Source organism: Pseudomonas sp. C9-3, from assembly GCF_032392015.1.
Lineage (GTDB): Bacteria > Pseudomonadota > Gammaproteobacteria > Pseudomonadales > Pseudomonadaceae > Pseudomonas > Pseudomonas nitroreducens.
Genome location: NZ_CP135919.1, coordinates 3,442,442 through 3,459,791 on the forward strand (window position 1 = coordinate 3,442,442; position 17,350 = coordinate 3,459,791).

Below are 17,350 nucleotides of genomic sequence, written 5' to 3' on the forward strand. Positions count from 1 at the left end.
GTCCAACTCCTTCGCGGCTTTTTTTCGTCTGCAATCTGGAGCTGAGGTTCAGGCTTCCGGCCGGTAGCCCAAACGCAGGCCGCCCCACTGGCGACCGCGCACATAGATCGGCACCGAGAGGTCGTGCATCAGCTCGCCGGTATCACGGCAGTAGGTCTGCAGCAGCATCGGCTGGTTGTGGCTGCCGCAGCGCACCCCAGTGCGGTCGTTGAACAGGCGCTTGCTGCGGCTCTTGAGCATGTCCACCTGCAAGTCGCCGCTGGGCGGATGGCTGAACGCCTGGTTATGCGTCGGCACATAACCCTCGGCAGTACAGGCGATGGCGAACACCAGCCCTTCATGGCGTTGCAGCAAGTCTTCCTGGATGCGCGGCAAAACTTCATCGGTGTAACGGTCGAAACGCGTACGGAATTTCTGCGGTCGAGTGCCCGGCATCGGCTGGTAGTCGCGGTCGAACAGGTCCTCTGGGCCGATGCGGCCCGTGTCGATATCCGCCTCGAAACGCGCACCGATGGCCTGCGCACCGGCGCGGGCAAGGTCATAGACGCGCTGGTGATAGTCGTCCAGCGCCACTTCGGCCAGGCGCTCGCTGATCATCTCCGCCTGGGTTTCCAACTGCACCGCTGCGTCCGCCAGCCGGTGCGTCTGCTCGTCGCTTGCGCGCAGGTCGCCGCGCACCTGCTCGACGGCGGCGAACAGGCTGTCCAACTGGTTACGGTTGATCTCTGCGCCTTCGGCAATCTCGGTGATCTGGGTTTCCACCGTAGCGGCCAGCCCGGCGATGTCCTGCAACTGCCGGCCAGTGCTTTCCACCTGGCTGACGCCCAGGCCCAGGTCATCGGTGAGCTGGCGAATCTGCTCCACCACCTCGCCGGTCTGGCGCTGGATGTCCTCGATCATCTGCCCGACTTCGTCGGTAGCCTCGGCAGTGCGCCCGGCCAGGCCCCGCACTTCCTCGGCAACCACCGCAAAGCCCCGGCCATGCTCGCCCGCGCGCGCCGCCTCGATGGCGGCATTGAGCGCCAGCAGGTTGGTCTGGCTGGCGATGGACTGGATCACCTGGGTCACGCGCTGGATGTCCTCGCTGCGCGCATTCAGCGTCTCGATCAGTGCGCGGCTGGCACTGGCGCGCTGGCTCAGCTGGCGCATGCAATCGATAGCGGCGTGCAACTCGCTGCGCCCGGCATCACTGCCGGCGCGGGCGAGCGTGGCTGCTTCCTTCGCCTGGCGGGCCAGGTTCGAAGTAGCCCGCTCGGTGTGGATCATCACCTCGGCGCTGCCGACGATCTGCTCCGCCGCCACCACCTGGGACTCCAGCTTCTCCACCAGGCGCTGCACCGAGAAGGACACCCCGGCGGCGGACAGCGCATTGCGACTGGTGCCCTGGGACAGCTCGCGGGTCAGCTCGGCGACATCGGGCAGCACCGCCAGCGCACCGGCCGGGGCCGCCCGCTCGGGAACGAACCATGGCCCCCAGAGCAGCACCGCGGCCAGCAGCAGGCACAACGATAACGGCCAGCCGCCCAGCGCCTGGGCGATGAACAGCAGCACCAGGCCGCAAGTCTGCAGGGTAAGGATGAGGACGATACGCGGGCGCGCGATATCCATGGCGGCAGCTCTCTTCTGGCGGGCCCTACCGCTGCACAGCGCAGGCACGCTGCCGGGAGGCCCGATTATTCTTGTCAGAGCCATTAGGCCGCCTGCTGCACGCGGCGGCTATCGTTCCTTAGTGGTAGACGAGGCGCTGCTTGAGTCGCTACAGGCAGCTGCGCGCAGCCAGGTTGATCGCATCGTCCTGGCTCGGCGCGTTGTGACGATACAGCACCACGTCGCTGCCCTTGTCCGCTGCCGTGGTCTCCAGCAACGCCTCGGGGCTATCGCCCGATGTGGTCGGCATCAGCAGCCGGTAGCCAAAGCGGATTTCCTTCACGGCCGACGACGAGCGGATTGCCTGCCATTTCGGCAACAGGCAGGTCATATAGACCGAGGGCGACTTGCCACTTTCCAGCCGCAATGCCGGAGCATCCTCCTTCAGCTTGCCCGGCGAGGTGCATCCCGCCAGTAGTGCGCAGAGCAGTACCACCCTCAGTTTCATCGGCCAATTTCCCTTGGAGTGAACCGCAGAGGTTAGCACGCAGCCCCCGGCCGAGAGGGCTTGGATATAGACTGAAATCAGCGGTAACAAATACAATACACAGGATGGCGGTTTGCCATTTCCTCCCGGAACGGAATCCGCCCGCCCTCCCACTCTGCGTTCAAGGCCACCTCCATGTCGCTGCTCCTCGACGACCGTATGCTGCGTGAATTCGCCACGGAAGAATTCACGCTCCAGCAGCCCTTCCCCTGGTTCTCGTTCCAGGATGTCCTGCGACCGGAAGCCTTCCAGTCGCTGTATGACAACTTCCCCAGCCTGGCAATGTTCGAGAAGCACAACGGCATCGAGCGGGCCTACGGGCAACGCCCCCACAATCGCTATTACCTGGCCTACGAACAGTCGATCTACAACGATCGCGCCGCCGGCAGCGAAGGCGTAGTCGCGCTGAGCGACCTACCGGTGGTGTGGCAGCAGTTCATGCTGGAATTGCAGGGCAACTCCGAGTACGCAGCCTTTGCCAAGCGCATGCTCGGGGTGGATGACTTCGTCGTTCGATTTGCCTGGCATGTCGGCGTCGCAGGCTCTGAGGTATCACCGCACCGTGACAGCTATACCAAGCTGGGCACCCACATCTTTTACTTCAATACTTCGGCCGACTGGCAGCCGGAATGGGGCGGCTCGATCCTGGTCTTGAAGGACAAGAAAGTTGCCCAGGACAATCCCGATCTCAGTGACTTTGGACAAGCGATCAGCTGCGACATCCGCGATAACCGCAGCTTCCTGTTCAAGAACACCGAAAACGCCTGGCATGGCGTGGAGAAACTGAGCTGCCCCGAAGGCCACTATCGCCGGCTGTTCAACGTCGTGTTCGAGCCTCGCCAGCATGCCAGCGATGCACGCCGCGGCAAGCCCAGCGGCTGGCGCCGCCTGTTCAGAGCCGCCTGATCAGGCGGGCTGAACACTCAACGCAGGAGAAACGGGCGCCTGCCGCAGCGCCCGTTTATCACCGGAGGCGGCCGCCAATGCGCCTGCCAGCGGCAGCCAGAGCCACATCCAGACCACATTTGGCGCGGCGACGAAGAAGTGCATCTCGACCATGAAGACGATCGTGGACGCTGCCAGTACGGAGAACCAGAGTGGCGCCATGGACGCACGGCTGCGCCAGAGCGTCCACAAGCTGACCAGCAACATCACCAGCAGCGACGCCAGTCCTACCGCACCGAACTGATACAACACTTCCAGATAGAGACTGTGGGGGTTGTGCACTACCTGCCCGGTGCTCAGTACCACGTCGCCCAACTCGGTGTGGGAACCGTGGCCGAACCACCAGTTTTCGCCCACACGCTCGATCACTGTGCGCCAGACTTCGTCCCGGTGAGTGAGTCCTCGCGAGCCGAACTCATAAGCCAACTGCCGATATCCTCCGATCGCCGCGGCCGCTCCCCCTAAGGCCAGCAGCCCTAGCGCAACCTTGCGCATGCGCCCTTGGGTCGCCACCAGAATGAGGGCCACGGCGCCGATCAGTGCGGCCATCCAGGCGGCTCGAGAGAACGTGAAATAGATATAGATGCCTTGCAGCAATGTGCACAGCGACCACACCGAAAAGGTAGGCCAGCGTCGACTGCGCACGGCCAGCCAGAGCGCCACGACAAAACTGAAGGCGTAGTTCATACCGGCTTCGATGGTAATGCCGAAGTCCGCCACGCCCGGCACACCAGAGTCATGGATATTCATGGTCCGGTAAGCAAGGGAAAACTGCCCGAGCTGCGCCTTGTGCTGCAGCGAGAAAGCAGCGAAACCGGCACCGGCGATCGCTCCCGTCCCGAGTACCACGCGCCAGAACCGACCATCTGCACCACCCACCCCGATCACGACCAGGCTGAACAGCAGGATCATCAACAACTGGCGCACTGAACTGGAAGAGTCAGCTGCCAGCGCATTGGCCAACAGCCCCAGCCAGAACAGACCGAACAACAAGACAAGCATCGACATCCAGCGCGCGCGCTCACGAATCAGCGCCAGTGCACTTGCCAGAACGGCCAAGCCAGTCATCAGCCGTAGGCTTTTTTCCCAGTTGCCCGAATCGGTGGGCCACCAGAACCTCCCCACCAAAAGGCTGACCAGCAACATTCCAGCGAGGACGATACCGACTACCTTCAATACCTGCGCAATTCGTTGGATCTGCATAACTCGTACACGGCCCGATCAGACTGACGCGGCACTATACACGCCACCCGCAATCTGCTGAAACAATTGACCGACAACCAGCCGGGCGGGTGGCATCCAGCGTGCAGGGCCTTCTGTCGAAGGGTAAACTGTTGGCCCTTTTTCCGAGCAGCCTCCGCATCCTCGACCTGCGGGGCCTGTGCCTTCAAGTTGACGCCACCATGAGCAACCCGCCCCTGCGCCCCGAGCCCTCCCGCCGCTTCTCTGTGGCGCCAATGATGGATTGGCACGACTAAGGCTACCCCCCCTTGCAGCACTAACCTCCTAGCCCCTCCCCCTCGCACTTTTAGCACTTTCTTAGCACTCCCCCATCCCTATTCGTCTGCAGGCAAGTATCTGCGCGGGCGTGTCTCCGCACGCATGTCAGTTACCCTGGGCGTCTCGACAGACCTGTCAGCCAGAAAAAATCGGCGACCCATTGAGAAAGGGTAATTTTGGTAATCTCTCTTTTATTAAGCTAATTTACCCTTATAGATCAATTATTTATCAAATATTCATAAAGGTATTTAAAGGGTAATCCCCTGGTAATCGAATTACCGTAATCACTGGTCAGGTGGATTGTTTTATAAATCCTTTAAAATCAGTGAGTTATAGAAAAATTACCTTTGCCATTACCTGGAATTACCGTCCCAGGTAAGCTCTTAACCCATTAACGGCGCGGCTTACGAGGCAGATCGGACAGCCAATTACCTAAATTACCCCTTTCGAATCCCTCGCCGCTGAGACGACTCAGGCCCTCCCTCCTTGCCGCAGTAAATGCCCCCTCAGCGCAGGGTTCTGCAGGCTTTCTTCAGCCGCCCCACCCTCAGGACACCCGCAGCCGTCGGCGTACTCCTCCCTCTGTAGGGCTGCAGAAAAAACAACATGTTTAGCTCGCAGGCGTGGTGGGGGGTCGACCGCGCGCCTTGGGGTCGAATTGACCTGCCATACTGTGCATTAATACAGTATTTTTCCGATATCCCATGCCTGCGACCCCATCCCAACCCCTGGCCAGCTGGTGGCAGCTCCTGCACGACGCCCAAGCGTGCATGCACGCCCCGTTGAGCCACTACCGCACCTTGCAGGCCCAAGCCGCCGAGCTGCTCGCCAGCGGCCTCATGCCGGCGCCGGCATCGTCCGGCGAGCGCCCACAAAAAAGCCGCCCGAAGGCGGCGCACAGGAGTTGACCACTCCCCGACTAGGCGATATCGTCGCCCTGTCGCTGTAAATCCAGCGGCACGGGATTGGCGTCCCGGTATCACAGGCGGACACACCGCCGTTGGCGGTTTTTTTGTGTCCGCAGCATGGCAAGCCTGTTATGGGTGGGCCGTGCGTGGGTGCCTTCGGGCACGCCGGCTCTGTGACCGGTACGCCAACCCGCACGGTTCCGCCCTCCCTGATTGGCGTTAGGGGGAGCGGAGAAAGCACCGCTTCACAGGAATCATGGACATGACCATCCGCGCACTGTCGCGCCTCACCGCTCTGCACAGCCATCTGAGCCCGCTGGGCAGCACCGACGACGCCCTGCTCAAAGCCAACCACTTCAGCACCCAGCTCGCCGAACTCGCGGCCATCACCAACAGCCTCAAGGCCCTGGACGACGTCAGCCTTGCGCTGAACAACCTGGGCGGTGCCATGGAACTCCTGCTGGAACTGCTCGACGCTGCGCACAACAGGCAGCTGGACGGCGGCCACCTGCATTGCCTGCTGCAGCCCTTGGTCAGCAAGCTCCAACAGACCTTGGATGTGATGGACAACATTTTGTAGGGAGTGCGGGAATGAACAATCCAATACGTCAAATCATCACCATTGCGGATCGCGACCTAACCATCATCGAGCACAAAGGCGAGCGGGTAGTCACTCTGGCCATGATTGACCAGGTGCATCAGCGCCCAGAGGGAACAGCAAAGCGGAACTTCCATGAGAACCGCCGCCGGTTCGAGGAAGGGAAACACTACTTTCTGGTACCTCGATCAGGTGAGTACGAATTTCGTACTTTAGGAATTGAGGTACCGAATCGAGGGCTGACGGTACTCACCCAACGCGGCTACCTGCTGCTGGTGAAGTCCTTCACCGACGAACTGTCCTGGCAGGTGCAAGACATGCTGATCGACGGCTATTTCGAAGGGCAGCGCCAAACCACCCAGCCCTCAGCCTCCCGCATCGCTAATCACCGCATGCGCCTGTCCTTGGCCAAGGAGCTCTACCGCACACGGGATCGCAGCCTACGCGAAGTGATCCACCAGCAACTGGCCGACGTCTCCACCGCTCTCGGTCTGCCGATCCCTGCAATGGACTCTCTCGGCCGCGCCACCCCGCCGCCTCCCGATATCCTACTGGAGTTCTGGAAAGCCCTCGCCGTCCTTGATCACCAGGGCATCCCCTACAACCATTCCAAGAGCCCCGGCCTGCTGGCGATCAACGCCCCAAGCCTGGCCAAACTGTTCGAGGAACACGGCATCACGGTCATCATCGACCGCCGCATGCAGGACGCCTGGCGCAGCAGCACCGATCCGCTATTCGTAGAAAGCAAAGCTGTCGACAGTGCCCTCTTCGGCAAGATCGCCAAATGCTGGGTATTCGAGCAGCCCGCCTAAAGGCGAGGGATAGCGTCAAAACACACATTGACACACACACAATTCAGCATACAATTCAGCTCACCAACCGACAAAACTTTGCACACGAAAGGCAACGCAAATAACGGGTAGGGATGCGAAATGTCATGGACGAGGACGAGCGTGATGCTCGTTCACGGTTGGATGGAGTAACAAGGGGAAGCGTATGAGTGCTCTTCTGGACCGGGCTGATCAGGCCGTGTCCGTCACTACGATGGTGAGGAGCTTCAGTGCGAGACTGCGCGAAATTATGAGTAGAGACACCGAAAAATTGGTTGTCTTCAAGGATAATGAGCCAGCTGCGGTCATCATCAATGTCCAGGCCTATCAGGAGTTACTGGACGAACTTGACGACCTTCGCATTGAACGAATCGCCCGTGACCGCCTGATCACCTTCGATGAAAACAAGGCCTTGAGTCATGAGGACATGATGGCTCGATTCGCCGAGTAACGAAGGCATAAGAAGATGGTTTGGACCGTCAAATATCACCACGACGTGGTGGAAGACTTCGACCAGTTAGGACGCGCGGAAGCGCGGCGAATCATCAAGGTAATCGACGAACGCATCGCGAATGGAGAACCCGACAAACTGGGGAAAACCCTACGTGGTGCGCTGGCGGGATGCAGGCGAATTCGGGTGGGGGATACTCGAATCGTGTACCGAGTGAACGGCGCAAAGATCGAAGTTCTGATCATAGCCGTCGGGGCTCGCAAGGATGACGAAGTTTACGAAATCGCCGAAAAGCGAGCGTAATGTCGAAGCCCGCCTGGCACTGCCAAGCGGGCTTTTTTTATGCTCTTGCGAGCAACCCAACCGAGGAAAGATAAATGTTTGCCTACCCGGTAACGCTCCACCGCGGGGAGCATGGCGTGTGGGTCCGCTGCGAGGACATCCCCGAGCTGAACAGCGCAGGCGATGACGAAGCCCACGCCCTGCGCGAAGCCGTAGACGCCCTGGAAACCGCCCTGTCCCTGTACGTCGACGACCGCCAGCCCATCCCAGCCGCCACCAAGCCCGCGCCCGGCCAACCCGTCGTGCGTCTCCCGGCCCTCACCGCCGCCAAGGCCGCCCTCTGGAACACCATGCAGGAACAAGGCGTCAACAAGTCCGAAATGGCTCGCCGCCTGGGCGTCTACCGCCCCCAGGTCGCCCGCCTCGTCGACCTCCTGCACCGCTCCAAGATCGAAGAAGTCGAACGCGCCCTGGCCATCCTCGGCCAACGCATCACCCTCGAAGTCGCCGCCGCCTGAGCACAAAAAAGCCCGCCATCCGGCGGGCTTTCTTCTCCTGCATCCCATCACCCCTGCTTCGGCGCCTTCTCCCCGCCCGCCATCACGAACGGATCAAACCGCATCACCTCTTCCCCCACCCACTCATTAAGCTGCAGCATCCGAGCCTGCATCGGCTCCAGCTCCAGCGTCACCCACACCTCAGCCGCATCCCGAATGGCCCCGAAGCCCCCCGCATTCTGCGGCACCACCCCCAGCAACTGCGGATACACCCGCAGGCCAGCCAGCTGGTCATCCCGTGAAATATTCTTGATCGCCCCGAAGTCATCCTTCGCCGCCACCTCCGACACCGGAATCAGCTGGATACCCTCCTTCTTCCCGTTCGGCGCGTACACGAACAAATTGCGGAAATTCCCCGGCCCCTTCGCGTTCTTGATCGCCGTCCGCAGGTCATCAATATCGGCCTGGTCCTGCGCCGCGTCCGTCATGTACAGGATGAAGCCCGCGTGCGACCCGTTGTTGTAGTACTTGCGCCGGAACAGCGTCGCCGACTCATTCAGCAACGCCGACTGCAGCGCGCAGAACCACTCCGGCGTCCCGTAGATTTCCTGATTGATATCAGCCTCGCGCAGCTGGAACACGCTGCCCCGCTTGAACTCATGCTCATCCTGCCAATTACGCAGCTGGTAGAACCGCCCTTCCTCAACCCCGCGCCGCATGTACTTTGCCAGCGTCGGCACCAGGGCCATCGCCGATCCGAGCCGCGACTCGCGCCGCTCAAGGTAGCCATTGCCGAAGGTCAGCCAGTCCAGCGCGAACTGTTCGAAGGCAGGCCGCGACAGCAATCGATGGGGCTTGAACGTCCGCGCCAACATGTTCCTTTTGAACATCAACGCCGACTGCAGATAGGTCGACGACCCCACCGACCTGGCCAGCCCTTCCAGCGACAGCGGCGGCTCATACCAGCGGCCATTCGCCCAACACTCCAGATAATCCAGAATCCCGCGCCCCTCCAATACCGGCGTAGGCTCCCCGAACGTAAACACCTCCATGCCGGCCGCCTCGCGCGGCAGCAGCTCACCCTCGACGGTATCGGCGGGCGCCTCGCCCTGCTGGGACAATTGCGTACTCATTAACAGGACTCCATGAAACCCGTATTCGCCCTGGTCTGGCCCTCAAGTGGCTCATTGAACAGGGCATGGAAAATCGCCCACGCCAGATCGGCGTGGCCCGTGTTTTCACTGCGGCCGGCGGTATAAGTGAATTGCCGCCCGCTGGGCGTCAGCGTCTTGCGAATCGCCATCAGCGACGACGCCACATCCGTCCAGCCGGCATCGAACTCGAAGCGCCCTTCCTTGAACACCGAGAAGGCCTTCAGCACCAACTTGGTTTTCATCTCCGGCGAGTAACTGAACGTCGTCACAGCAGGGAAGAACTGCCGCACCAGCTGCGCCACGCCCGTACCAAGTCCCGTCGTATCGATGCCGATATACGTCACCCAGTAGCGCTGCGTGATCTTGCGGATCGCCTCGGCCTGCGCCTCGAAGTCCATCCCCCGGAATTGGAACTTCTCCAGCAGCCTGAACTTGCCCCCCGGCACCGCCGGCGGCGCAATCACCACCAGGCCAGCGCTATCGCCCGTCTCGGCCGGGTCGTACCCCACCCACACCTGGCGATCACCGAACGGGCGCATGGCAAACGGCTTGTAGTCCGCAGACCAGGCTTCCCAGTGGTCCACCATGCACGGCTGCAACATCGCGAGCGGGAAGATGCTCGCGCCATCGTCCACGAACTCGCACATCAGCAAGTTGGCGAAGGCCTCGGCGTCATACTCGTGGCGCAGCTCTTCCAGATCGAACAGATCGCAGCCCCGCGCCTCGGCATCGAGGATGGTCACAATCTGCCGCCAGATATGGTCCTCGCAGCGGCGGCCGCCCTGTAGCGCGCCGTGTGACACGTCGATCTTGACGTGCTGCGCCGTCGGCTTGCCCTTGTTATGCCGCGCCCCAGTCCAGAACGGGAACGCCTCATGCGCCATCGTCGACGGCGTCGAGAAGTACGTCTTGCGCCACTTCTTGTGAATCGCCATCGCCGAAGCGACCTTGTTCAACTCCGTAAAGCGCGACGTCCAGAAGAACTCATCGAAATACAGATTGCCGTGGTAGCTCTGCGCCGTGCGCGCGCTGGTCCCCAGGAAATACAGCATCGCCCCATTGGGCAATTTCATCGGATCGCCCGTCAGGTCCACGCCCGCCACATCCCGCGCAAAGGCCTGAATGTAGGCCTTGAACACATGCGCCTGAGCCCGCGACGCTGACAAGAAAATCTGATTGCGCCCCGTCGTCAGAGCGTCGATAAGCGCCTCGCGGGCGAAGTACCAGGTGGCGCCAATCTGGCGGCTCTTCAGGATGATCCGGGTCCGCTGATCCTTGGCCCGCTCCCAGTCCCGCTGGTAGTCAAAGCACTCGTCGCGGAAGGCCTCGACCAGCTTATCCACCAGCTCATCGGGCAAGTCGTTGCGCTTGGGCTTGCGCTTCTCCCCGGCATTGCGCCTGGCAATCTCCGGGTTCAGCTCCGTCTCAGTCCCGCCGCCCTGGTAACGCTGAATCCGCGCCTGCCGCTCCAACTGGCGGTGCAGCAAATCAATCTCTTTGAAATCCCCGGACGTCTTGCCGTCTTTCAGGACCAACTGCACAAGCCGTGCTTCCAGCGCCCCGCCGATTCGTTCTACGCTATCGGCCCGGTCCCACCCGTCGCGCTTTTTCCACGCGTGAACAGTCTTCTCGTTTTCCCCCAGGTGATCGGCGATATCGCACACACGCCAGCCCATCCAGTACAGGGACCTGGCCTGGCGGCGGCTATCGCGGACGGGCAACTCAACGGCAGCATTCATGGCGCCGATGCTGCCGCCCACGCGCGACCCTCCCTAGCGCCGCAACTTGTAAACGCCGTCCATACAAACCCGCGTCGTTGCCCCTCCCCCCCGTAAAACCGAGCATGCCCTCATTGCCACGGCACCCGCCCAGCACCGAGGACAGCCAATGCCGACCCCCGCCCAGAAATTCCGCTCCAACTGGTTCCGCGTCGCCGTCGAAGGGGCCACCTCCGACAAGCGCACCATCAAACGCAGTTGGATCGAACAGGCCGCCGCCAACTTCAACCGCCAGACCTACGGCGCCCGTATCTGGCTGGAGCACTTCCGCAGCATCCTCCCCGACAGCCCCTTCAAGGCCTTTGGTGACGTGCTCGCCGTGAAGACCGAAGAAGTCACCATCAACGGCCAGAAGAAGCTCGCACTGTTCGCCCAGATCGAACCCACCGACGAACTGGTCGCCATGAACAAGAAGCGCCAGAAGATTTACACCAGCGCCGAAATCGACGAGTCCTTCGCCGATACCGGCGAGGCCTATCTCGTCGGTCTGGCCGTCACCGACTCCCCCGCCAGCCTGGGCACCGACATCCTCGCCTTTGCGATGGAAAAGCCGGACACCAACCCCTTCAGCGCGCGCCACTACTCGGCAACGTCGATGTACACCGAGGCCGTCGAGATCGAACTCACCTTCGAAGAAGTAGAGCCCGACAAGCCCGGCATCGGCGTCCAGTTGCTCAACAAGGTCAAGGACCTGCTCAAAACCAAGCAGACCAGTGACGACCAGAACTTCACCCAGATCGGCCAGGCCGTCGAAGCCGTCGCCGAACACGTCAAGGACCTGCCCGACCAGTTCAGCAAGCTGGAGAAGAAGCACAGCGACCTGACCACCGAGTTCACCAAGCTCAGCGACGACTACCAGGCCTTAAAGCAGAAGCTCGACGACACCCCCGACCCGCACCAGCCCAAACGCCCGCCCGCCACTGGCGGCGACCAGCAGATCGCCACCGACTGCTGACCACGGACAGCCTCACCGCCAGGATTTATCGGAGCAAGCCCCATGCGCAATGACACACGAAAGCTCTATCACGCCTACCTTGCCCAGGTCGCCATGCTCAACGGCATCGACAGTGCCACGGAGAAATTCGCAGTAGAGCCCAGCGTCGCTCAGAAGCTGGAAACCCACATTCAGGACACCAGCGTCTTCCTCAAGTCCATCAACGTCTATCAGGTGGCCGAACAGAGCGGCGAGAAGATCGGCATGGGCATCGACGGCACCATCGCCAGCACCACCGACACCACCGTCAAGGACCGTGAACCGCGCGACCCGTCCGCCCTCGACAGTCGCGGGTACTTCTGCACACAGACCAACTTCGACACCGCCATCCGCTACGCCAAAATCGACCAGTGGGCCAAGTTCAAGGACTTCCAGACCCGCATGCGAGACGCCATCCTTAAGGCTCAGGCGCTAAACCGCATCATGATCGGCTGGAACGGCACCTCCCGCGCACCCACCTCCAACCCCGCCGTCAACAAGCTCCTGCAGGACGTCAACGTCGGCTGGCTGCAGAAAATGCGCACCGAAAACCCCCAGCGCTGGCTCAAGGAAGGCGCCGCCGGCACCGGCAAAATCACCATCGGCGCCGGCAAGAACTTCGCCAACCTCGACGCCCTGGTCTTCAGCCTGGTCAACGAATTCATTGACCCCTGGTATCAGGAAGACACCGACCTCGTCGTCATCTGCGGTCGCAAGCTGCTCGCCGACAAGTACTTCCCCATCATCAACAAGACCCAGGACCCGACCGAGATGCTGGCCACCGACGTCGTCGTCAGCCAGAAGCGCATCGGCAACCTGCCGGCCGTACGCGTCCCGCACTTCCCGCCCAACGCCCTCAAGGTCACACGCCTGGATAACCTCTCCATCTACGTGCAGGACGGCACCCGCCGCCGGACCATCGTCGACAACGCCAAGCGCGACCGCATCGAAAACTACGAGTCGGTCAACGAGGCCTACGTCATCGAGGACCTCGGCTGCGCCGCCCTCGCAGAGAACATCGTCCTGTCTTGAGACCTGCCATGACCAACATCTGTCGCCAGCACTTCGAGCGCACCATCGCCGCCCAGGAAGCCGAGGCCGCCGCCAGCCAACACGGCGCCATGACCATGGAAGGCTTCACCGCCTACGAGCAGCAGCTCGCCCAGCTCGGCAACGACAAGGCACGCCTGAAGAACATCCAGTCCACCGAAGGCAAGGTCGAACTCAAGCGCAAACTGCTGCCCGAATACGACGCCTACATCGCCGGCGTCCTCGAAGGCGGCCAGGGCGCCCAGGACGACGTCCTCACGACCCTGATGATTTGGCGCATCGACGTCGGCGACTACCCCGGCGCCCTCGACATCGCCACCTACGTCCTGCAGCACAAGCTGCAGATGCCCGACCGCTTCGAGCGCACCACCGGTTGCGTCATCGCCGAAGAAATCGCCGAAGCCGCCAAAAAGGCCCACGGCGCCGGCGCGAGTTTCGACCGCGCCATTCTCCAGCGCACCGCCGACCTCACCGCCGACGAGGACATGCCCGACGAAGCCCGCGCCAAGCTCATGCTCAGCCTGGGCCGCGCCATCCTCGAAGGCCTCACCCTGGAGAACCCCGGCAAGCCCGGCCAAGTTCAACAAGGCATCGACCTGCTCGGCCGCGCCATCGAACTGCACGCCCACTGCGGCGGCAAAACCGACAAAGCCAAAGCCGAAAAGCTACTCAAGAACCTGGGCCAGAAGGCCTGAACCGAGCGGACCCCCGCAACCCCGCCGGCTCGGGGACACGGCCAGGCCACCCCAGCGCCTGCACCGTGACGCCCCGACCACCGGCGACCCAACCAGAGCCACGCCATGAGTTTCGTAGCCAACGTCGGCACCCCCGGCACCCCGCCGGATGTCACAACCATCAACTCCGATGAGTTCTGGCCCGGTATCGAACTCGAAGGCCTGCGCGCCGACCTGCGGATCGGCCAGGACATCCCCCCAGCCCGGCTGGAAGTCGCCGTCGTCGGCGCCCTGCTCAACGTCAACCGCCAGCTGCGTGACTGGCAAAGCCAGCTGCAGGACCAGGGCTACACCGCCCTCAGCCAGGCGCCCGCGCCCAAGGTCAACGGCCACTCCGAGAAGGTCCAGAACTACCAGCGCGCCGTGCGCTGCGCCGTCGCCGCCGAATTGCTCGAGCGCTACGGCTGGTACGACACCACCCACAGCGGCCAGGAAGACGTCGACGAACGCCGCCCCAGCGTCGACGACTACCGCCGCGACCTGGCCTGGGCGCTCAGCGACCTCTGCGGCCGCCGCCGCATGACCGTGGATCTCATCTGATGGCCGCTCAGCAACTGCGCACCCACCAGGGCGAAACCCTCGACGCCCTCTGCTGGCGTCACTACGGCCGCACTGCCGGCGTCACCGAGGCCGTCCTCGAAGCCAACCCCGGCATAGCCGAGCATGGCCCCTTACTGCCGCAGGGCGTCCTCGTCTTCCTGCCCGACGCCCCCGCCAGCGCCCCCGAACGGCAGGTCATCAACCTATGGAACTGAACCATGCCTGAAACAAGCCTGGGCACCACCGTGGGCGGCGTCATCCTCGGCGTCGGCGTAAGTGCCACCATGCCCGCCTTCGACCTACAGGTCTTGTTCGGCGCACTGCTCGGCGCCTGGTTGATCACCGGCACCCAGGCCAACCTCAAGCCATGGCTGCGCGTCCTCAGCCTGCTGCCGCCCGCCACACTGGGCTACCTCTTCGCCGAAGGAGCGCTCACCCGCTTCCCCGCCCTGACCACCCCTGCCTTCAGCGCCTTCGCCTGCGCGCTGCTGGGAATCCCCCTGAGCCTCAAAGCCGTCAAGTGGCTCAACGAGCTGGATTTCAACGAAATCCTGCGCCGCATCCGGCAGTTCCTGGGAGGCAGTTAAATGGACGTCCTCACCCTCTCCATCATCATGGCCGCCGCCTACCTTGCCGTTGCCGCGCGCCTCGCGTTTTTCCGCGAACACCCGCACCGCCTCCGGCGTGGCGCCCTCATGCTGCTCATGCTGCTCACCACTGTCGTCGTGGTTCGCGCCGTCGAGATTTTCCTCTTCCGCGAACACGTCAGTTTCTGGCGTGCCAGCACCTCCGTCCTGCTCTGCGTACTCGTTTTCAGCGAACTCGCGCGCCGCTTCCGAGGGGGCCAGTGACCATGCTCCAGCAGCTACTCGAACTGACCGACGAAGGCCTGTCCCTCATCACAGCCATCGCCTACATCCTCGCCGCCCTGCGCATGGCCTACTACCAGCGCGGCACCTCACGATTCCGCCGGGGCATCTCCACCATCGCCTCACTGCTCGGCGGCACCCTCTTCATATCCGGGCTCGAAATCCTGCTCAACCGCGAGCCCGTCAGCATCTGGCACAGCGCAAACATCGTCCTGCTCTGCGTACTCGTCTTCCGCTCGCGCGGCAACGTCGCCGCCCTCCTGAGGCCCACCCAATGACCACCCTGCGCTACGGCGACCGCGGCACCGATGTCCACACCCTGCAACAACGCCTGAACGTCCGCGCAGGCGCCAGGCTCACCGCCGACGGCCACTACGGCGCCGCCACCGAAGCCGCCGTGCGCACCTTCCAGCAACGCGTCGGCCTGGTCGCCGACGGCATCGCCGGCCCCAAGACCCAGCAGGCTCTCTACTACGACGGCGCCGACCCCCGCCACCTGCGTGACGCCCAGCTCGCCGCCGTGGCCGAGCGCCTCGGCGCGCCCCTGGCCGGCGTCTATGCCGTCAACGAAGTCGAATCCCAGGGCGAAGGCTTCCTGCCCAACGGCAAGCCCAAAATCCTCTTTGAACGCCATATCATGTACCGCCAGCTCGGCAAGCCCCGCGCCGACCAGTTCGCCGCCCAACAACCCAGCCTCGTCAATCCCACACCCGGCGGCTACGTCGGCAAGGAAGCCGAACACACCCGCCTCGCCCTCGCCTGCCTGATCGACGAAACCGCCGCCCTGGAGTCCGCCAGCTGGGGCGCCTTCCAGATCATGGGCTACCACTGGCGGCGCCTGGGCTATGCCAGCGTGCAAGACTTCGTCGGCCAGATGTGCACCAGCGAAGCCAACCAGTTCGAAGCCTTCGCCCGCTTCATCGAAACCGACCCCGCCCTGCTCAAGGCCCTCAAGGCGCGCAAATGGGCAGACTTCGCCCGCCTCTACAATGGCCCCGACTACAAGCGAAATCTGTACGACGTGAAGCTCGAACGCGCCTACGAGCGCCACAGTACGGCCCTTGCAGCCTGACCTCATGCAAAAGCCCAACGACCTCAAACGCATCCTGCTGGCCTCCATCCCCCAGCTCAAACACGACCCCGAGCGCGTCCTCGTCTTCGTCGAGCGCGGCCGCATCCGCTGCACTGCCGCCGCAAGCCTGTCCTTCGAATACGCCTACGACCTGCGCATCATCATCACCAGTTTTGCCGGCTCATCGGACCTCATCATGCTGCCCATTCTCGGCTGGGCGCGGCAGCACCAGTCCGAGCTGCTCGCCAACCTCGACAACGCCATGCAGGCCATCCAGTTCGAGGCCGAAATCCTCGACAACGACAGCGCCGACATCAGCATCAGCCTGCCGCTGACCGAGCGCGTCGTTGCCAAGCGTCTGGCCGACGGCACCTACGACCTCCAGCACGCCCCCGACCCCGGCTACACCGCCTACGAAGACAGCGGCCCCCTGCAGTTCATCGTCAATGGCGAAGTCCTCGCCCAGTGGCAACCCCCGCCCGCGCCGGACGGCGTAGCCCTCGCCACCCCACACCCCAAGCCGCGCGGCCATGAGTGACGACCTCGAAGCCCTCGAAGCCTGGGCCGCCCCCATCCTCCAGGCCCTGCAACCCGCCCAGCGCCGCCAGCTCGCCGTGCGCCTGGCTCGCGTGCTGCGCCGCAGCCAGGCCCAACGCATCACCAGCCAGCGCAATCCTGACGGCAGCAAGTACGAACCCCGCAAGCCCCGCAACCTGCGCGGCAAGGCCGGCAGCATCCGCCGCCAGGCCGCCATGTTCCGCAAACTGCGCACCGCCACCTACCTCAAGGCCACCGGCGACGCCAACGGCCTCGCCGTCGGCTTCACCGGCCGCATCGCCAACATCGCCCGCGTCCACCAGCTCGGCCTGCGCGACCGCGCCGAACCCCGCGCGCCCGAAGTGAAGTACCCCGAACGCAAGCAACTGGGCTTCACCGCCGCCGACCTCGACCTCATCCGCGACGGCGTCCTCGATCACCTCGAACCGCTCGACTTGTAAGCGCCCCCCGTACAAGTCCCGCCTGCTGCACCCCGCG

At 63.0% G+C, this 17,350-nt stretch carries 22 protein-coding genes; 17 read left to right on the forward strand and 5 right to left on the reverse strand.

Features of this window, described 5'->3' with window-relative positions; all coding sequences use genetic code 11:
- Nucleotides 1–48 precede the first annotated feature (48 nt).
- Nucleotides 49–1,692, reverse strand: a complete 1,644-nt coding sequence (locus RS899_RS15350) for a methyl-accepting chemotaxis protein (RefSeq protein ID WP_409978017.1) — start codon at nt 1,690–1,692, stop codon at nt 49–51.
- Between the two features lie 64 nt (nt 1,693–1,756).
- Nucleotides 1,757–2,095, reverse strand: coding sequence for a hypothetical protein (locus RS899_RS15355; RefSeq protein ID WP_315807463.1), 339 nt, complete (start codon nt 2,093–2,095; stop codon nt 1,757–1,759).
- 174 nt (nt 2,096–2,269) lie between these two features.
- Here RS899_RS15355 and RS899_RS15360 point away from each other — a divergent pair, with 174 nt between their 5' ends.
- Complete coding sequence (locus tag RS899_RS15360; RefSeq protein ID WP_315807464.1) at nt 2,270–3,040, forward strand: 2OG-Fe(II) oxygenase; 771 nt, start codon at nt 2,270–2,272, stop codon at nt 3,038–3,040.
- Here the strand turns inward: RS899_RS15360 and RS899_RS15365 are convergent, their stop codons facing one another.
- Nucleotides 3,041–4,282, reverse strand: coding sequence for an O-antigen ligase family protein (locus tag RS899_RS15365; protein WP_315807465.1), 1,242 nt, complete (start codon nt 4,280–4,282; stop codon nt 3,041–3,043).
- Between the two features lie 1,467 nt (nt 4,283–5,749).
- On the opposite strand from RS899_RS15365, the gene RS899_RS15370 reads away from it, so the two are divergent.
- The 5 genes from RS899_RS15370 to RS899_RS15390 all read left to right on the forward strand — a co-directional run bounded on the left by RS899_RS15370 (nt 5,750) and on the right by RS899_RS15390 (nt 8,166).
- A complete protein-coding gene (locus RS899_RS15370; protein ID WP_315807466.1) occupies nt 5,750–6,067 on the forward strand; it encodes a hypothetical protein in 318 nt (105 codons plus the stop codon).
- Nucleotides 6,068–6,078: 11 nt separating this feature from the next.
- Nucleotides 6,079–6,897, forward strand: coding sequence for an ORF6N domain-containing protein (locus tag RS899_RS15375; protein ID WP_315807467.1), 819 nt, complete (start codon nt 6,079–6,081; stop codon nt 6,895–6,897).
- A 184-nt stretch (nt 6,898–7,081) separates the two neighbouring features.
- On the forward strand, nt 7,082–7,366 hold the full coding sequence (locus tag RS899_RS15380; protein WP_315807468.1) for a type II toxin-antitoxin system Phd/YefM family antitoxin: 285 nt from the start codon (nt 7,082–7,084) through the stop codon (nt 7,364–7,366).
- 15 nt (nt 7,367–7,381) lie between these two features.
- Nucleotides 7,382–7,669 (forward strand): type II toxin-antitoxin system RelE/ParE family toxin, encoded by a 288-nt coding sequence (locus RS899_RS15385; RefSeq protein WP_315807469.1) that lies wholly within the window; start codon nt 7,382–7,384, stop codon nt 7,667–7,669.
- A gap of 74 nt (nt 7,670–7,743) precedes the next feature.
- Nucleotides 7,744–8,166, forward strand: a complete 423-nt coding sequence (locus RS899_RS15390; RefSeq protein ID WP_315807470.1) for a type II toxin-antitoxin system HicB family antitoxin — start codon at nt 7,744–7,746, stop codon at nt 8,164–8,166.
- Between the two features lie 47 nt (nt 8,167–8,213).
- On the opposite strand, the gene RS899_RS15395 is transcribed toward RS899_RS15390, so the two are convergent.
- Together RS899_RS15395 and RS899_RS15400 are read right to left on the reverse strand one after the other, a co-directional pair.
- Nucleotides 8,214–9,278 (reverse strand): phage portal protein, encoded by a 1,065-nt coding sequence (locus RS899_RS15395; protein WP_315807471.1) that lies wholly within the window; start codon nt 9,276–9,278, stop codon nt 8,214–8,216.
- Nucleotides 9,278–11,038, reverse strand: a complete 1,761-nt coding sequence (locus RS899_RS15400) for a terminase ATPase subunit family protein (RefSeq protein ID WP_315810442.1) — start codon at nt 11,036–11,038, stop codon at nt 9,278–9,280. Before RS899_RS15400 ends, RS899_RS15395 begins: the two co-directional genes overlap by 1 nt.
- A gap of 148 nt (nt 11,039–11,186) precedes the next feature.
- On the opposite strand from RS899_RS15400, the gene RS899_RS15405 reads away from it, so the two are divergent.
- From RS899_RS15405 to RS899_RS15455, 11 genes are all read left to right on the forward strand, one after another.
- Nucleotides 11,187–12,032 carry a GPO family capsid scaffolding protein gene (locus RS899_RS15405; RefSeq protein ID WP_315807472.1) on the forward strand — a complete coding sequence of 282 codons (846 nt, stop codon included), beginning with the start codon at nt 11,187–11,189 and terminating at the stop codon, nt 12,030–12,032.
- Between the two features lie 42 nt (nt 12,033–12,074).
- Entirely contained in the window at nt 12,075–13,082 is a 1,008-nt protein-coding gene (locus RS899_RS15410) for a phage major capsid protein, P2 family (RefSeq protein WP_315807473.1), read from the forward strand.
- Nucleotides 13,083–13,090: 8 nt separating this feature from the next.
- Nucleotides 13,091–13,795 (forward strand): phage terminase small subunit, encoded by a 705-nt coding sequence (gene gpM, locus RS899_RS15415; RefSeq protein WP_315807474.1) that lies wholly within the window; start codon nt 13,091–13,093, stop codon nt 13,793–13,795.
- 105 nt (nt 13,796–13,900) lie between these two features.
- Nucleotides 13,901–14,374, forward strand: a complete 474-nt coding sequence (locus RS899_RS15420; protein ID WP_315807475.1) for a head completion/stabilization protein — start codon at nt 13,901–13,903, stop codon at nt 14,372–14,374.
- A complete protein-coding gene (locus tag RS899_RS15425) occupies nt 14,374–14,589 on the forward strand; it encodes a tail protein X (protein ID WP_315807476.1) in 216 nt (71 codons plus the stop codon). The genes RS899_RS15420 and RS899_RS15425 overlap by 1 nt, the downstream gene beginning before the upstream one ends.
- A gap of 3 nt (nt 14,590–14,592) precedes the next feature.
- The gene (locus RS899_RS15430) at nt 14,593–14,961 is read left to right on the forward strand and encodes a putative holin (protein WP_315807477.1); all 369 of its coding nucleotides are present in this window, start codon (nt 14,593–14,595) and stop codon (nt 14,959–14,961) included.
- Nucleotides 14,962–15,225 (forward strand): hypothetical protein, encoded by a 264-nt coding sequence (locus RS899_RS15435; protein WP_315807478.1) that lies wholly within the window; start codon nt 14,962–14,964, stop codon nt 15,223–15,225. It begins immediately after the preceding gene.
- A gap of 2 nt (nt 15,226–15,227) precedes the next feature.
- A complete protein-coding gene (locus RS899_RS15440; RefSeq protein ID WP_315807479.1) occupies nt 15,228–15,521 on the forward strand; it encodes a phage holin family protein in 294 nt (97 codons plus the stop codon).
- Entirely contained in the window at nt 15,518–16,315 is a 798-nt protein-coding gene (locus RS899_RS15445) for an N-acetylmuramidase family protein (RefSeq protein WP_315807480.1), read from the forward strand. Before RS899_RS15440 ends, RS899_RS15445 begins: the two co-directional genes overlap by 4 nt.
- A 4-nt stretch (nt 16,316–16,319) precedes the next feature.
- A complete protein-coding gene (locus RS899_RS15450) occupies nt 16,320–16,853 on the forward strand; it encodes a phage tail protein (protein WP_315807481.1) in 534 nt (177 codons plus the stop codon).
- A complete protein-coding gene (locus RS899_RS15455; protein WP_315807482.1) occupies nt 16,846–17,313 on the forward strand; it encodes a phage virion morphogenesis protein in 468 nt (155 codons plus the stop codon). Before RS899_RS15450 ends, RS899_RS15455 begins: the two co-directional genes overlap by 8 nt.
- Nucleotides 17,314–17,350 lie beyond the last annotated feature (37 nt).